Origin of the sequence: Ralstonia sp. R-29 (assembly GCF_049913345.1) — a bacterium.
Lineage (GTDB): Bacteria > Pseudomonadota > Gammaproteobacteria > Burkholderiales > Burkholderiaceae > Ralstonia.
In genome coordinates this window covers 2,676,194-2,690,837 of sequence record NZ_CP184377.1, presented here as the reverse complement: position 1 = coordinate 2,690,837, position 14,644 = coordinate 2,676,194, and the positions used below count along the sequence as shown (strand labels likewise).

General features: G+C 62.7%; 12 protein-coding genes. 10 read left to right on the top strand and 2 right to left on the bottom strand.

Annotated elements, in window-relative coordinates; genetic code table 11:
* The first annotated feature begins 3 nt into the window (after positions 1-3).
* From ACN9M1_RS12685 to ACN9M1_RS12640, 10 genes are all read left to right on the top strand, one after another.
* A complete protein-coding gene (locus ACN9M1_RS12685) occupies positions 4-585 on the top strand; it encodes a pilus assembly PilX N-terminal domain-containing protein (protein ID WP_426394851.1) in 582 nt (193 codons plus the stop codon).
* A gap of 32 nt (positions 586-617) precedes the next feature.
* Positions 618-3,845 (top strand): pilus assembly protein, encoded by a 3,228-nt coding sequence (locus ACN9M1_RS12680; RefSeq protein ID WP_426394849.1) that lies wholly within the window; start codon positions 618-620, stop codon positions 3,843-3,845.
* A gap of 87 nt (positions 3,846-3,932) precedes the next feature.
* Complete coding sequence (locus tag ACN9M1_RS12675; RefSeq protein ID WP_426394847.1) at positions 3,933-4,439, top strand: glutathione peroxidase; 507 nt, start codon at positions 3,933-3,935, stop codon at positions 4,437-4,439.
* Positions 4,440-4,779: 340 nt separating this feature from the next.
* The gene (locus ACN9M1_RS12670; RefSeq protein ID WP_426394845.1) at positions 4,780-5,301 is read left to right on the top strand and encodes a type IV pilin protein; all 522 of its coding nucleotides are present in this window, start codon (positions 4,780-4,782) and stop codon (positions 5,299-5,301) included.
* Positions 5,301-5,963 (top strand): pilus assembly FimT family protein, encoded by a 663-nt coding sequence (locus ACN9M1_RS12665; RefSeq protein ID WP_426398862.1) that lies wholly within the window; start codon positions 5,301-5,303, stop codon positions 5,961-5,963. Before ACN9M1_RS12670 ends, ACN9M1_RS12665 begins: the two co-directional genes overlap by 1 nt.
* A gap of 46 nt (positions 5,964-6,009) precedes the next feature.
* Positions 6,010-6,435 carry a type IV pilus modification PilV family protein gene (locus ACN9M1_RS12660; RefSeq protein WP_426394843.1) on the top strand — a complete coding sequence of 142 codons (426 nt, stop codon included), beginning with the start codon at positions 6,010-6,012 and terminating at the stop codon, positions 6,433-6,435.
* 89 nt (positions 6,436-6,524) lie between these two features.
* Positions 6,525-7,685: a PilW family protein gene (locus ACN9M1_RS12655; protein WP_426398861.1), complete on the top strand. Its 1,161-nt coding sequence runs from the start codon at positions 6,525-6,527 to the stop codon at positions 7,683-7,685.
* Positions 7,686-7,687: 2 nt separating this feature from the next.
* Positions 7,688-8,302: a pilus assembly PilX family protein gene (locus tag ACN9M1_RS12650; protein ID WP_426394841.1), complete on the top strand. Its 615-nt coding sequence runs from the start codon at positions 7,688-7,690 to the stop codon at positions 8,300-8,302.
* A 71-nt stretch (positions 8,303-8,373) separates the two neighbouring features.
* Positions 8,374-12,093, top strand: a complete 3,720-nt coding sequence (locus ACN9M1_RS12645) for a pilus assembly protein (protein WP_426394839.1) — start codon at positions 8,374-8,376, stop codon at positions 12,091-12,093.
* Positions 12,094-12,171: 78 nt separating this feature from the next.
* Complete coding sequence (locus ACN9M1_RS12640; protein ID WP_426394837.1) at positions 12,172-12,810, top strand: hypothetical protein; 639 nt, start codon at positions 12,172-12,174, stop codon at positions 12,808-12,810.
* A gap of 1 nt (position 12,811) precedes the next feature.
* Here the strand turns inward: ACN9M1_RS12640 and ACN9M1_RS12635 are convergent, their stop codons facing one another.
* Positions 12,812-13,921 carry a TPM domain-containing protein gene (locus ACN9M1_RS12635; protein ID WP_426394835.1) on the bottom strand — a complete coding sequence of 370 codons (1,110 nt, stop codon included), beginning with the start codon at positions 13,919-13,921 and terminating at the stop codon, positions 12,812-12,814.
* 11 nt (positions 13,922-13,932) lie between these two features.
* Positions 13,933-14,631 carry a helix-turn-helix transcriptional regulator gene (locus ACN9M1_RS12630; RefSeq protein ID WP_426394834.1) on the bottom strand — a complete coding sequence of 233 codons (699 nt, stop codon included), beginning with the start codon at positions 14,629-14,631 and terminating at the stop codon, positions 13,933-13,935.
* Positions 14,632-14,644: the final 13 nt, after the last annotated feature.

Genomic DNA, 14,644 nt, shown 5'->3' with positions numbered 1-14,644 from the left:
GCCATGCGGCGCTTAGTGGTACGCCAATCGGCACGCCGGTCAGCACGTCAGTCAGGCGTGACCCTCGTCGTCACGCTGATCTTCCTGGCGATCTTCATGGCCGTGGTTGTGATGATCATGAATTCGAGCGTCATCAACACCAAGATCGCCGCCAACCAGCAGTACGGCGTAGAGGCGCGCGGTGCTGCGCAGCAGGGCATCGAGCAGGTCATCAGCCAGGACTTCACGGCCAACCCCGTCGCCACCAGCGTGCCGGTGGATGTGAACGGCGACGGCAAGCCCGACTACACGGCGCAAGTGGCCGCGCCTCAATGCCTGGCAACCAAACAGATTGCCGATACGCAACTGACGACCGACCCCACCAACGCCAACTACGCCGCGGATTCCTCATGCTTCAGCGGCGTCAACAACAACTCGGACACCGGCATCCTGACCACCGCCGGCACGCCCGGCGGCATGTCGAACTGCAGCGCAACGCAGTGGGACGTGGCCGCCAGCGTCAACGATGCCAACGCGACGAGCGTCAGCACCACGCTGCACCAAGGTGTTGCCGTGCGCGTCTTGACCGGTACCGCCTGCCCCTAAGCCTGACCGCTACACAGCCAGGAAGAATCACCATGCGCTCCATTGCCCAACGACTTGCCCTGACCGCCGCAGCCGCACTCGCGCTTGTGCTCGGCGCCGCTCAGCCAGCGGGCGCCGAAGACATCGACTTGTACACCGGCCTGCAGCAGAACGCCGGCAAGCCCAACGTGCTGATCGTCTTTGACGATGGCGCCAACTCCGACGCCAATGCCAGCTTTACGTGCAATGCCACGGGTCTGACCGTTGCCAACCCGACAAAGAGCTCCGGTGCGGAACAGTGCGCACTCTATGGCGCCGCACAGTCGATCGCGAACAACGCAGCACTGCTGGGCAACGTCAACCTCGGCCTGATGATGTTCGACCCGAAGAGCCCGGGCGGGTTGTTTACGTTTCCGAGCGCGAACCCAAAGTCGTCGCAGACGCTGCAGTTGATGGACGGTGCTGGCGTGACCAGCTTTTTGTCCTACATGCAGAACCAGTTCCCCAACGACTTGAACGGCAACAACGTGCAGACCTCCGGCGCCATGCAAGAGGCCTGGGCGTTCTATGCCGGCTACAAGAACACGGGGGTGACGGGGCTGTCGGGCACCAAGTACACGTCGCCCATCACCAATCCGTGCCAGCGCAATTTCGTCATCTACATCGGCAACGCCACCAACAGCGGCCACCCCGCCGAGAGCGACACGCAGATGTACAACGCGCTGGCCGCCGCCGTACCCACACCCACATCGGCACAGCTCTCGCAGATTGCGATCAACAGCAAGTACGCGGGCAACTGGGGCGATGAGTGGGCGCGCTACATGTACCAGAGCGACCTGCAGGGCACGGCCAACACGGCCAACCCGCAGAACATCATCACCTACGCCATCACGGTGACGGACGGCAAGAACCAGGACTACGTCGACTTCGACAACAGCATGGCCACGAATGGCGGCGGCAAGGCCTATACCGTCCAGTTGGGGGACGTGCAGGCACTGCAAGATGCATTGCTGTCGATCCTGAATGAAATCCAGGCCGTGAACAGCGTGTTTGCGTCGGTCAGCTTGCCGGCCGCCGTGAATACGCAAGGCCAGTTCCTGAACCAGGTCTATATCGGCATGTTCCGCCCCGATGCCAGCGCCTCACCGCGCTGGATGGGGAACCTCAAGCAGTACCAGGTTGGGTACGACACGAACGGCAACCTCCAACTGGTGGATGCGGTCGGCAAAGCTGCGCTCAGCAATGCGGGCACCGGTTTCATGTCGCCCAATGCCGTCAGCTTCTGGACGGCGGACCCGCCGCTCTCGTTCAGTTCAAGCGGGTATGGCAGCAGCCTCACCAACTGGCCGGCCAAGGGCTTCTGGCAGAACAGTCCATCCAGTAAGGGGTGGGCATTCGATTCGCCCGACGGCGAGGTCGTGGAGAAGGGCGGTGCCGGCGAAATGCTGCGTGCGCAATTCCTGACCAGCCAAGCCGGCCGCACGCTGCTGACTTGCAACGGTGTGGGCACGTGCCCCACCACCAAGGCCATGCCGACTTTCGACACGGCCAACACTTGGCTGGCTGGCACGTCAGGGTTGAACGCCATCAATTCATACAACGGTACCAACGGCGCCCCCACCATTACATCGAGCGAGCAAACCAACTTCATCAACTGGGTGCGCGGTCGCGATGTCTTTGCGCTGGACGGCTCTACCGTAGCCGGGCAGGAAGCGGAGACGGGGCCTGGCTCGCCTGTGACGATTCGGCCGTCGATCCATGGTGACGTGCTGCATTCGCGTCCGGTGGTGGTGAACTACGGTGGCACCACGGGCGTCGTGGTGTATTACGGCGCCAACGACGGGGTCTTCCACGCCATCAACGGTAACCAGACCATGGGTATCAACGGCGTGCGCCCGGGTGGAGAGCTTTGGGGCTTCATTCCGCCCGAGTTCATCGGCAAGCTGAGCCGCCTGTATGCCAACTCGCCGGAAGTGAAGCTTTCCACCACGCCAAACGGCATTACGCCCACGCCCACCCCGCGTGACGACTTCTTCGACGGCAGTACGACCGTCATGCAAGACCAGCGCAACGCGAGCAGCCCGCGCACGATCATCTACCTGACCGCACGGCGCGGTGGCAGCCTCGTCTACGCGATGGACGTGACGGACCCGCTCAACCCGCGCTATCTGTGGTCGCGCAGCAATAGCGATATTCCGGAACTGGGGCAGACGTGGTCCAAGCCGCGCCTGATGCGTGCGGCGGGCTACGCCAATCCGCTGCTGATCATGGGGGCCGGCTATGACGCGGCCTCCGAAGACAGCGACCCGGCGCCCGGCACCGACACGATGGGCCGCGGCATTGTGGTGCTCGATGCCTATACCGGCACGCCGGTGTGGAGCGCACTGGCCAACTGCGCTGGCGTGGCGGGTGTGTGCGTCAAGAACAGCGGCCTGACCCGTTCGATCGCCTCCGATGTCACGGTGGTCGACCGCACCGGCAGCGGCTATATCCAGATGGCCTATGTGGGCGATGTGGGCGGCAACATTTGGCGCGTGGACTTCCAGCCCACCGCCGGCAATGCCCCCGCCAACTGGACGCTGACGCTGTTCGCCACGCTGGGCGGGGCAGCCAATACCAACAACGCGCGCAAGTTCTTCTACGCGCCCGATGTGGTGCCAACGTCTGGCTTCAACGCCGTCATGGCGGGTACGGGCGACCGTGAGCACCCGCTGTATTCGGCGTCTTCTGCGCCCGGCACGGCCTACAACGTGGTCAACCGGTTCTACATGCTCAAGGACCCGAACCTCGGTGCCATGCCCGCAAGCTGGACGCCGTTGACCGAGGCGAACCTCGTCGACGCCACCTCCACGGCCTACACCGGGCTCGGTTCGGGTTTCTACATCACGCTGCCCAACCCCGGAGAGAAGGTCGTGAACGCGCCGCTCACGGTGGCTGGTTACACCACGTTCGGTACCAATACCCCTGCGGTTCCCAGTGCTGGCGCGTGCTATCCGAACCTGGGCATCGCCCGCACCTACTCGGTCAGCTTCCTGACGGGCGCGGGCCAGAACCCCAATCGGTCGGTGGTGCTCGATGGCGGTGGTTTCCCGCCTTCCTCCGTGTATGGCGTGGTGCTGGTCAACAACGGTAGTGGCACGTCGTCGGTGCCGGTGTGCTTTGGCTGCGGTAACCAAAGCGGAACGGGCGGCGGTGGTTCTGCGCTGGCGCCGGTCAAGGTCACCCCGACCGGCCTTGGTAAGCGCAAGCGCACCTTCTGGTACTCCAACTCCGACAAGTAGCGTCTCCAACGGCCCGCCCAGCGCGGGCCGCTACAATTCGAGCCACGCGCGGAGCGCCCCTGTTTCCGCCGACACCCGGAGAGCGCCATGAGCAACGTCTACGCATTCGAAGCCGATTCCCTGACGGGCCAGCGCGTGCCGTTGTCGCAGTACAAAGGCAAGGTCCTGCTGATCGTGAATACGGCGAGCAAGTGCGGGTTCACGCCGCAGTACGCCGGGCTGGAGGCCGTGTACAAACAGCTACACGACAAGGGCCTGGAAGTGCTCGGTTTTCCGTGCAACCAGTTCGGCAAGCAGGAGCCGGGTGGCGCGGACGAGATCGGCGCGTTCTGCGAGAGGAATTACGGCGTGTCGTTCCCGATGTTCGACAAGATCGACGTGAATGGCGCGAACGCACACCCGCTCTACAAGTGGCTGACCGCTGAGAAGCCCGGCGTGCTCGGCATCGGCGCCATCAAATGGAACTTCACCAAGTTCCTGCTGCGCCGCGACGGCACGGTCTACAAGCGCTATGCGCCGCTAACCAAGCCAGAGGAAATCGCCAGCGATATTGAAACGCTGCTGGCAGAGCCCGATCCTGTCGCCGCCAACTGAGCCCTGAAGGCGTCCTGGCGGGGCGCAAAAGGCGAAGCCCTGGGAGTTTGACGATTCAAACCGTCGCGAATCCCGGGTTGCATCGACCCAACAAGTGACGATTACGCATCGGGGGAGGGCTATTGACACTGGTTGGCCGCATCCTCCATGATTGCGAGCGTTAAGGCTTGAAGCCGTATCTGCCGATATCACAGGCAGAAGAATCAAAAGAACGTAATCGGGTAATCGGGAATGGCGCATCTTTCACGAAGATGCGTTTGTCGTTTCAAGCAGCCGGGGGGCTATATGCACAGGGTCAAAGTCACGCCTTCGCCGTCGATCATTCTGCGGCGGTACTGACATGTCCGCGCCGCTCTGCTCCAACGCAAGCGTGCCGCGTAACTCCGATGTAGCAGGTCCCTCTTCAGCGAGAAGAGGGCGGCTGCGTCCGGCAATTGCGCGCGCTTCGGGGTTCACGCTGGTCGAACTCATGATCACGGTAGCTATCGTGGCCATCCTTGGCATGATTGCGTATCCCAGTTATACGGACTACGTCATGCGTGGCAAGCTGGCCAACGTGACGAACATGCTCGCGGGTATTCGCGCGCAGATGGAGCAGTATTACCAAGACAATCGCACCTACGCCGCAGTCGGGACGTTCACTCCACCCTGTCAGGCGATTTCGGCTGTGGCCGAGTTTTCGTTGGCTTGCAACATCACGAATAACGGTAATAGCTACGCGATGATTGCCACGGGCTCCGGAACAACGACCGGCTTCACCTACACAGTCAATGAAGCAAACGTTCAGGCGACGACTGCGGCCCCCCGCGGCTGGAACACTTCCACGACCTGTTGGGTAACCAAACGGGGCCAGTCGTGCTGATGGGCGTCGGCGCTCAGCGCCGCGGCTTCACGCTGGTCGAATTGCTCGTCACAGTTTCCCTGTTTGGCCTTCTGGCGGTCTTGGCGGCGCCCAGTTTTTCGAGCTGGATTCAGGATGCGCAGGTGCGCACTGCGGCCGAGTCTCTGCAGAACGGACTACGCGTGGCACAAGCCGAAGCCACACGCCGCCATCGACAAGTGGCGTTCGTGCTGACCAACAGTGCGCCAGCCGCCGGTGCAGCAGCAGTGACTGCCGGAGCGGCAGCACAAGTCAGTGGCAAGTACTGGGTCGTGACGGTCATCGCGAACCCGCTTGCCAATAAGCTCAACAACACGACCGCGACGCCGGTCGACGGCACGGACGTCAATACCAACCTGATGGTTCAAAGCGGTGCGCTGGGTGCGACTGCGCCCAACGCGCAGGTTAGCGTCGCGCCGCAGCAGGCTGCGATCTGCTTCAATTCATTGGGTCGGCTAACCACGCTGAATGACGGCACGTACAACTGCACTGTTCCTGCCGCCGGCACGGTGACTTACACCATCACGAACAGCCGGTTCCCGTCTGCGCGGGCGCTGAATGTGAACGTGAGCCTTGGCGGATTGATCCGTGTGTGCGATCCGAATAAGTCTCTATCGCAAGGTAGTCCAGATGCGTGCGCATAACCCCGCTTCGAACAGGGCCAGGCGCAACCGACGATCGGAGAGCGGAATGACGCTCGTCGAGGTGCTGATTGCGATGTTGCTGCTGACTGTGGCGTTGATGGCCATGGTGATGGCACAGGTCCGGGCCTCGCAGGTGTCGCTGGATGCCGAGGACCGCAATCGGGCGGCTCTGCTCGCCAATGAGCTCGCGAGCATGATGTGGCAAAACCACACGATCAATTTGCCCGCCTCATCAGTCGCCGCGTGGCAAACGATGGTGGGCACCAACGTGAGCTACCGGAGCGCCACCGCATCGAGCCCGGTAGGCAGCGGGCTGGGCGGTCTGCCCAATGGTACGGGGACGGTTGCCGTCGATAACACGACCAATATCGCGACGATCACCGTCACGTGGCAGGCGCCGTCTCACGGTGTTAACGCGACCGCCGGTATGAGCAGTACGAGCAAGTACGTGACGCAGGTGGTGCTGCCGTGATCGCCAGAACTTCAACCAAGCGGCCCTTGCGCGCCGCTCGCCAGACCGGTCTCAGCCTGATTGAGCTGATGGTGGCGTTGGTCGTCAGCATGGTCATCGTGGGTGCGGTGTTTGGCCTGATGAGTGTGTCGGAAGGGCGCAAGCGCACCACGATGTCGGTCAACGACATTAACCAAAGCGGCGTGTTCGCCCTGTACCAGTTGGATAAGGCGATTCGCAGTGCGGGGTCGGGCTATTCGCAGAACTGGCCGCTGACCTATGGCTGCCGCCTCAATGTCTATTTATCCGGGAACAAGGACCAGATCCTCCCGTTGCCGACCAGGGTTCCCGCGCCGTTTGACAAGCTTGCGACGCAGTTGGGCGGGTTCCGGTTGGCCCCGCTCTTGATCGTGCAGAACGGCACGCCGCTGACCGCAGGAAGTTCTGACGCGATCATCACGATGGCGGGCAATGCCGGCTATGGCGAGATTCCGACTGAGTTTTCCAATACGGCGCCGACGGTTTCCGGAAGCGTGGTGAACCTCAGCCTGATCAACACCATGACCTTCAACGCGGGCAACCTCGTGCTCGTGGCGGACCGCAATAACACGGCGGGCAACGTACAGCCCTGCTATATCGGGCAGGTGCAGGCCGGCTTTACTGGCAGCGTGGCAGTACAACTGCCGCTGGCCGGTGCCTATGATGCATCAGTGGGCCTGGATGGCAACGCGGGTAGCGTCTCGGCAACAGGCGTGGCTATGAACCTCGGCAATGTCGGCGGGGGCAACTTGCCGGCCTTTGGCGTGTATGGGGTAGGCGCCAATAACACCTTGATGTTCTACGACCTGCTGCAATCGGGGGGCAACGGTTATAACGCAATCCCGCTTGCCGACGGCGTGATGGAAATGCATGCCCTGTACGGCATCGATCCGAACAACACCGGCAACGTCAGCTGGCAAGCCCCGACGGGCGCATTCGACGCGGCAACGCTGTCCAACGGCTCGCAGACCGCGGCGGCCAATCTCTATGCGATCAAGGCGGTGCGGATTGCCTTGATCCTGCGGACGTCGTTGCCGGAGCGCGCACAGCAACTGGTTGGGAATGCCAGCGCCGCCACTGCAACGGGCGTGGTCAGCCCCGGGCCGCTTGTGCTGTTTGCCGATGTGCCGGGGCTGACCTACACCCGGAAGCTCCAGGGCGACGAGCAAAACTATCGTTACCGCGTCTTGGAAACCACGATTCCCTTGCGCAACACGTTGCTGCAGCGCTGACGATGCCGACCAAACCAAATATTCGTCCGGGTCGCTCCTTGCGCATTAGGTTGCGCCGGCGTCAGTCGGGCATTGTTCTGCTGATTGCACTGATTGCCGTGGTCATTTTGGCCATTGGTACCGTCGCGCTGTTCCGCTCGTCCGATGCCGCGCTGTTCAATGCGGGCAATCTCGCGTTCAAGCGGGATATGACCAACCGTGGTGAGTTGGGCATTGTTGCCGCCAAGGCAGCTCTAACAAGCGGTGCGCTCAATTCGGAGTCCGTGCGCCAGAGCGACCAGGCGGCGAGCGGCTACTACGCGACGATGCAGACCACGGACAAGCACGGTGTTCCAGACAACCTGGTCGAATTGGCAACCGCAGTCCTCAATACGAAGATCAATGGCGGCGACGGCATCACGATCTACTACATGATCGACCGGCTCTGTACCGCGACAGGCTCGACCGACCCATCCAACGCTTGCGTGGTGAGTTCGATCGGCTCGGCCAAGGGCGGGACGGTGCTGCCGTATCGCGGCCAGGCCCAGCCGCCTTCGGTGCCTGTCTACCGCATCAGCGTGCGGGTCGATGGGCCGCGCAATAGCCAGACCTTCCTCCAGACCACTGTTTCTCTCTGAGTTGCTGAACTGCCATGCACCCCACTCGTGACCGAGGTTGGAAGGCCAGCGCTTCGCGGAGCCCTTCCGTTATGACTTTCCTGCGCAGCTTGCTTGCAAGCGCCTTGTTGTTGCCTGCGATGCTGGTGTCGGCAGCGCAAACCGATCTGGCAGATCAGCCGCTGTTCAGCTCCGTGTCGGTGCCGGGCAATCTGCTGCTCTCGCTGTCGGTGGAATATCCGACTGCCAACAGCATTGCGTACGTCAGCAGCTATACGGCGGGCGTCAAGTATCTGGGCTACTTCGATCCGCTCAAGTGCTACACCTATCAGTACGACGCCAACACCGATGCGAATAACTATTTCGTGCCGGCGGCCGCAGCGGATAGCAATCTCCAGTGTGCTACCGGCAAGAGCTACTGGGCCGGCGCGTTCCTGAACTGGGCGGCGATGCAAACCATCGATCCGTTTCGATGGGCGCTGACGGGCGGCTACCGCGTCACGGATACGGCATCGCTGACCGTGCTTGAGAAGGCCTGGGCGTCTGGCCAGGGTGGCTCGGGTGAAACGCCCAACCGCACCATCAGCAGCAGTGTGGCGTCAATTACGCCGTTCAATTGGGGCAGTCTCAGTGTGCGCATCTACGGCGCCGGCAACAAGCTGTACTTCACCCAAAGCGGCAATCTGGATTCGGGCACCGTCAACACCTACAGTTCCGGCACGTCGCAAGACTCTTCCAAGGTGTGGTCGGTCTATGTGCGCGTGAAGGTGTGCGACCCATCGCAACTGGAGACCAACTGCACGAAGTACGGCAGCAACTACAAGCCGGAAGGGCTGATGCAGCAGTACTCGCAGCGCATCCGCTTTGGCGCGTTCGGTTACCTCAACGACTCCAACATCATGCGCGATGGCGGCGTGCTGCGCGCGCGGATGAAGTTCATCGGCCCCACCAAGCCTGTTCCAGGACAGAACCCCACGTCTAATACGGTGGCCGAATGGAGCGCGACGGACGGCACGATGGTGACCAATCCCGACACTTCGGATGCCACGGCAACCGGTGTGACCAACAGCGGGGTCATGAACTACCTCAACAAGTTCGGCTCGAGCTCCAAGAACTATAAGACGTATGACCCCGTTGGCGAGCTGTACTACGCGGGCATCCGGTACTACAAGAACCTCGGCAACGTGGCCAGCTATTCGTCCAATGCCACGACAGCCCAGGTGGACGGCTTCCCGGTCATCCAGACATGGGATGACCCCATCCAGTATTCCTGCCAGAAGAACTACATCCTTGGCATTGGCGACGTCAACACCCACGCGGATGCCAATCTGCCGGGCAGTACGATCGCCAACACCGCGTATGAGCCTGCGATGCCTTCGGAGGTGACAAGCGATACCACGGTCAACGTGGATTCCGCGACCACCCTCGTTGGCAAGATGGAGGGCATCGCCAGCCTCAACACGAAGTCGACGTCGGGCGACAACAACTCCTTCCTGATGGCCGGGCTTGCCTACGATTCCCACGTGCGTGACATCCGCCCGAACGACTTCAAGGACAGCCTGGGTAACAAGTCCAAGATCCAGACCATTGCCACCTATTGGCTGGATGTGCAGGAGTACCAGCAGTACAAGTATCAGAACCAGTTCTGGCTGGCTGCAAAGTACGGCGGCTTCAGTGTCCCGAGCAACTACAGCACCAGCAACACCACTGCGCTGGCGCAGTCGCTGTGGAATGCGAGCGGCAACACGGACCCGAACGGCAAGCCGATGCCGGACAACTACTATCTGGCAGGTCAGGCTGACCTGATGGTGAACGGCCTGAATTCCGCGTTCCAGAACATCTCCAACGATATTCAGGCAGCCACCACGGCGCTGGCGGTCTCTTCCGCCAACGTGAGCCTGACCGGCAATATTGGCTATTCGGCTTCCTACAATTCCTCGACCTGGACCGGGGATGTTTCGGGTAATTCGCTGAGTTTTGATCCCAAGACCGGGCTGCCCACGCAGACTCAGGCATGGTCCGCGCAGGCAAAGCTGGGCAATCAATCGAGTACGTCACGCCTGATTGCCACCAGCAATAGCGTTGGGACTGCGCAAGGTGTGCCTTTCCGATTCGCGAATCTGACGACGACCAATCAAGGCGCACTCAGCAATTCGGCCGTGAAGAACTGGAACAACCAGGACTTCCTGAATTACCTGCGCGGAGACCAGACCAACGAAGGCACGAGCGGCAAGGCGGTCTATCGCCCGCGTGCCTTCTTGTTGGGGGATATTGTTGGCTCGAAGGTGGATGCCGTGGGCCCGCCCATTGCCGTGCTGTCCAGCGCGACGAACCCGGATTACGCAACGTTCAAGAGCACCTATGTCAACCGTAAGCCGGTCGTCTACGTCGGCGCGAACGACGGCATGATGCACGCGTTCGACGGCACGGTTGGCAACACCACTAGCGGCAACGAACTGTTTGCCTATGTGCCGAGCTTCCTCTACCAAGGGCCGTGCACGTCGGGCACGTGCACGCCGACGGCCAACGGTCTGGCATCGCTGGGTCTGACGGGCACGAACTTCGTCCACCATGCCATGGTGGATGCCACGCCGCAGGCATTCGATATCGACCTGGCGCGTGCAGGGAACACCAACTGGAAAACCGTAACCACATCGAACTGGCGCACGATGCTGATCGGTGGTCTGGGCAAGGGCGGCAAGGGCTACTACGCACTCGACATTACCGACCCCACGACGATCACCACCGAAACCGCCCTGGCCGGCAAGGTGATGTGGGAATTCGGCGGCCCCTCCTCCAACGCATCGCAAGGCACCCTGGGCTTCACCTATGGTGACCCGATCGTCGCGAAGACCAAGAAGTACGGCTGGATCGTTGCAGTGCCCTCGGGTTACAACAACGCCGATGGCGTGGGGCGGCTCTTCATCCTGAACCCGACGAACGGCGCCTTGCTGGAGTCGATTTCGACGGGCGTCGGTTCCGCAAGCTCGCCCTCGGGCCTGGCCTATGCGTCTGCCTATGTGGCCGACTACACCGACAACACGACGGACTCGATCTACGCGGGCGACCTGCTGGGCAACGTCTGGCGTTTTGATCTCACGGGCACCCCCTCGTCCTATCCGGCACCGACCAAGATTGCGCAGCTGACCGACCCGAGCGGCAATGCGCAGCCTGTCACCACGCCGCCTCTGATCGAGATCCAGCCGAACTCGCTCAAGCGCTACGTCATGGTGGGAACGGGTCGACTGCTCGGCAGTACCGACATCGCCAGCACCCAGACGCAGAGCTTCTACGTCATCTATGACGGCGTGGTGCAGCGCTTTAACAGCAGCACCGATCTGCCGAGCGGTGTCACGTTCCCTATCCAGCGCAGCAATCTGAATGCGGACACGAACCTGTTGAAGGGCATCGGTAGCGCGCCGGCGTCGGTCATGGGCTATTACATCGACCTCGGCCAGTCGTCCAACGGCGTGGCGGAGCGCGTGAACGTGGCGCCGGTGTCGAACTTCGGTACGGTGTCGTTTGCCGCCAACTTGCCCAACGGTGACGCCTGCAACCCGTCCGGCAGCAACCGCGTGTTCTCGCTGGACATCGGCACTGGCATCAGCCGCGTGGTCAATAGCACGGGCGTGCTGCAGCCGTACTACACCGGTGGCGGCCTGGTGGTGGATCTGTCCTACCTGAACGTCAATGGCTCTGTGCGCCTGGAGGCGGGTACCGACAACAGCGCAATCAATTCCGTGCCGTTGGTGCCGACGGTGGTGCAGGCGATCCGCCAGATCAACTGGCGCGAAGTCCCCACGGCGGACTGACGGCGACTGAAACGGTAACTGGACGATGAAGGCGCCGCGCCCACGCGTGGCGCCAACGCCCAACAAGGGATCGGCTGGATGAAGCGCCTCTGGATCGTCTGCACCGTTGCTGCGGTGGGCCACTTGGCCCTCCTGCATGCTGCGGGCTTGTGGACGCCGCTGACGGTGCGGAACAACCAGCCCGCCGATCTCCGGCTGGTATGGGTCGCCCCTCCAATGCCTTCCACGGGGGAGGCCGCGATCGGCAACGGTCAACCCAGCACGGGTTCGCAACCGACGCCCACGCCGCCGGAGCCTTCCGGCATCCCACAGAAACCCAGCTTGCCCACCGAGGCGCGCCTTCCGCAGGAAGGGGCGACGCCCGGGATTCCCCGTTCCGAAGACATCGATGGCGTCCGCTTCTACACCTCAACGGAAGTAGACCGGCAGGCCTTGCCCGCAAGTGCGTTGGAGCTGCTGGACGTGATGACCTTGGTGACAGACGCGTCGCCCATGATGGTGCGCGTGTATATCGACCGGGATGGCACCGTTGCGCGTGCCGAAATCGTCAGCGCAAGTGACGCAAATCACGCTGCCGCAGCCAGGCTCGCCCTGATCCTTATGGAGACACGCTTCGTTCCCGCCAAGCGGTTGGGTGCGGATGTGGCCGCGGTGCGGGAACTGCAATTCCAGATCGAGCCTTCTGGTCAGGGCAGCCGGCCCGCGTTGGCGTCCTGACCTACCAGCTATCTGACGAGCCACCGCCGCCGCTGGAACCCCCATCGCCGGAATAGCTGCCGCTGTCGCTCGAATAGCTGGAGTCCGAACCGGAGCTGTAGCTGCCACTGCTGCCACTGCGGTCGCGCTCGGTCTCCCAGACATAGGCGGCCGAGGTGTTGTCGTAATCGGATCCGGAACGTTGCTGCCGTCTTGGTCGACGAGTTGCTTTGCTAGCGGCTTTGCGCTTCGGTGCAGCAGGGGCGGAGGGCGACAACCGGTGCCATTTATTCCACGTATGCCAGAGGGCGGCGCTGATTGCGCCACTCGTCAGCACGGTCATCGGCAAGGCGAGCAGCCAACTGGTCCACTCGTCCCCGTCGATGTTGCCGGCCAGCATGGTGCACAGGACCGCAATGGTGGGCAGCAGCCAGATCCAGCGCGATGGGCGCGCTGCCAGAGCAGGGCCAGCGCCAACACCCATGAGGATGGCCATCAGCAGCGCGAACGCTTCGTAGGAGAGATGCCCCGCTGGCACAGTCCGGGTGGGCGTCGGAACCGGCGGTGCATCACTGACGATGATGGGGGCACCCGAGCCCGGCACCAGCTCGATCAGTGCATCGACGGCGCGCTCAATGCCGTCTTGGAAATCTCCTCGGCGAAAGGCCGGTGCCATGATGTCCCGGTTGATATGGCTGGCTTTGAGATCGGTAATGCTGCCTTCCAGGCCGTAGCCCACTTCAATCCGCATCTTGTGGTCTTGCTTGGCGACCACCAGCAGCACGCCGTCGTCCACGCCGCGCCGGCCGAGCTTCCACGCCTCAAACACACGCACGGCATAGGCTTCGATGGGATCGGGCTGGGTGCTGTCCAGAATGAGTACGGCAATCTGCGCGCCGGTACGTTCTTGCAGGATGGCCAGCTTGCGTTCGACCCGCGTGCTCACGCTGCCGTCGAGCGTCCCCGTCAGGTCCGTCACGCGGCGGGCCAGTGCCGGCACCGGCTGCTGCGTTTGCGCTAGGCCGGGCGCGGCGGCGAAGACTGCCGCCAGCGCGCCAAGCAGCCACATCAAAAACGGCAGCCACACGGCAGCGCTGGCGCGCGGATAAGGCGCGTTGGGTGAACGGTGCATCGGTAGCCCGGTTAGTCGGATGCGCCCCGCACCTTGCGCATGAAATCCGCCAGCGAACGCTCGGCGGATTCGGCAAAGTGGCGCTCCAGAATGTCGACCTTGACGCAGCGATCGAGGCGGAAGGTGCGGTAGTCCTGGCGGTGCTCGCACCAGGCGGCCACGAGCCACACCTGTCCCCAGAAGAACAGCCCCAGCGGCTGGATGCAGCGCTCGGTCAGTTGGCCCTGCGCATCGCGGTAAGCGAGCCGCGCAACGGCGTGGCGGCCAAGCGCGGCATGCAGCGTGTCAAACACCTGCTTGACCTCGTTGCCCATGCCGTAGCCCGGCGCGAAGATGCGCGTGGTCTCGGCTTCGGAGCGGCGCTCGGCGGGCAGGGCGCCCATCAGTTTCTCCAGCGCCGCTTCAACGGAGCCAGCCATGGTGCCGCCGCTCCACGCCTTGATCATCCGCGCGCCGGCCACCAGTGCTTCCACTTCGTCGGGCGTGAACATCAGCGGCGCGAGGTCGTAGCCGGCACGCATGCGGTAGCCGATGCCCGCTTCGCCTTCGATCGGCACGCCCGAGACGGACAGATCGCGGATGTCGCGATACACCGTGCGTTCGGACACGCCAAGGCGGTCGGCCAGCATCGCCGCCGTGGTCAGACGGCGGCCTCGCAGGATCTGGGCAATCTGGAACAGGCGGTCGGCGCGGCGGGTCATGCGCGGCATTGTAGTGGGCTTC

Coding starts and splice junctions, on each gene's coding strand:
- ACN9M1_RS12665 (WP_426398862.1), top strand. CDS start 5,301: ATGGGCGTCGGCGCTCAGCGCCGCGGCTTCACGCTGGTCGAATTGCTC.
- ACN9M1_RS12675 (WP_426394847.1), top strand. CDS start 3,933: ATGAGCAACGTCTACGCATTCGAAGCCGATTCCCTGACGGGCCAGCGC.
- ACN9M1_RS12685 (WP_426394851.1), top strand. CDS start 4: ATGCGGCGCTTAGTGGTACGCCAATCGGCACGCCGGTCAGCACGTCAG.
- ACN9M1_RS12645 (WP_426394839.1), top strand. CDS start 8,374: ATGACTTTCCTGCGCAGCTTGCTTGCAAGCGCCTTGTTGTTGCCTGCG.
- ACN9M1_RS12630 (WP_426394834.1), bottom strand. CDS start 14,631: ATGCCGCGCATGACCCGCCGCGCCGACCGCCTGTTCCAGATTGCCCAG.
- ACN9M1_RS12680 (WP_426394849.1), top strand. CDS start 618: ATGCGCTCCATTGCCCAACGACTTGCCCTGACCGCCGCAGCCGCACTC.
- ACN9M1_RS12655 (WP_426398861.1), top strand. CDS start 6,525: ATGGTCATCGTGGGTGCGGTGTTTGGCCTGATGAGTGTGTCGGAAGGG.
- ACN9M1_RS12635 (WP_426394835.1), bottom strand. CDS start 13,921: ATGCACCGTTCACCCAACGCGCCTTATCCGCGCGCCAGCGCTGCCGTG.
- ACN9M1_RS12650 (WP_426394841.1), top strand. CDS start 7,688: ATGCCGACCAAACCAAATATTCGTCCGGGTCGCTCCTTGCGCATTAGG.
- ACN9M1_RS12670 (WP_426394845.1), top strand. CDS start 4,780: ATGTCCGCGCCGCTCTGCTCCAACGCAAGCGTGCCGCGTAACTCCGAT.
- ACN9M1_RS12660 (WP_426394843.1), top strand. CDS start 6,010: ATGACGCTCGTCGAGGTGCTGATTGCGATGTTGCTGCTGACTGTGGCG.
- ACN9M1_RS12640 (WP_426394837.1), top strand. CDS start 12,172: ATGAAGCGCCTCTGGATCGTCTGCACCGTTGCTGCGGTGGGCCACTTG.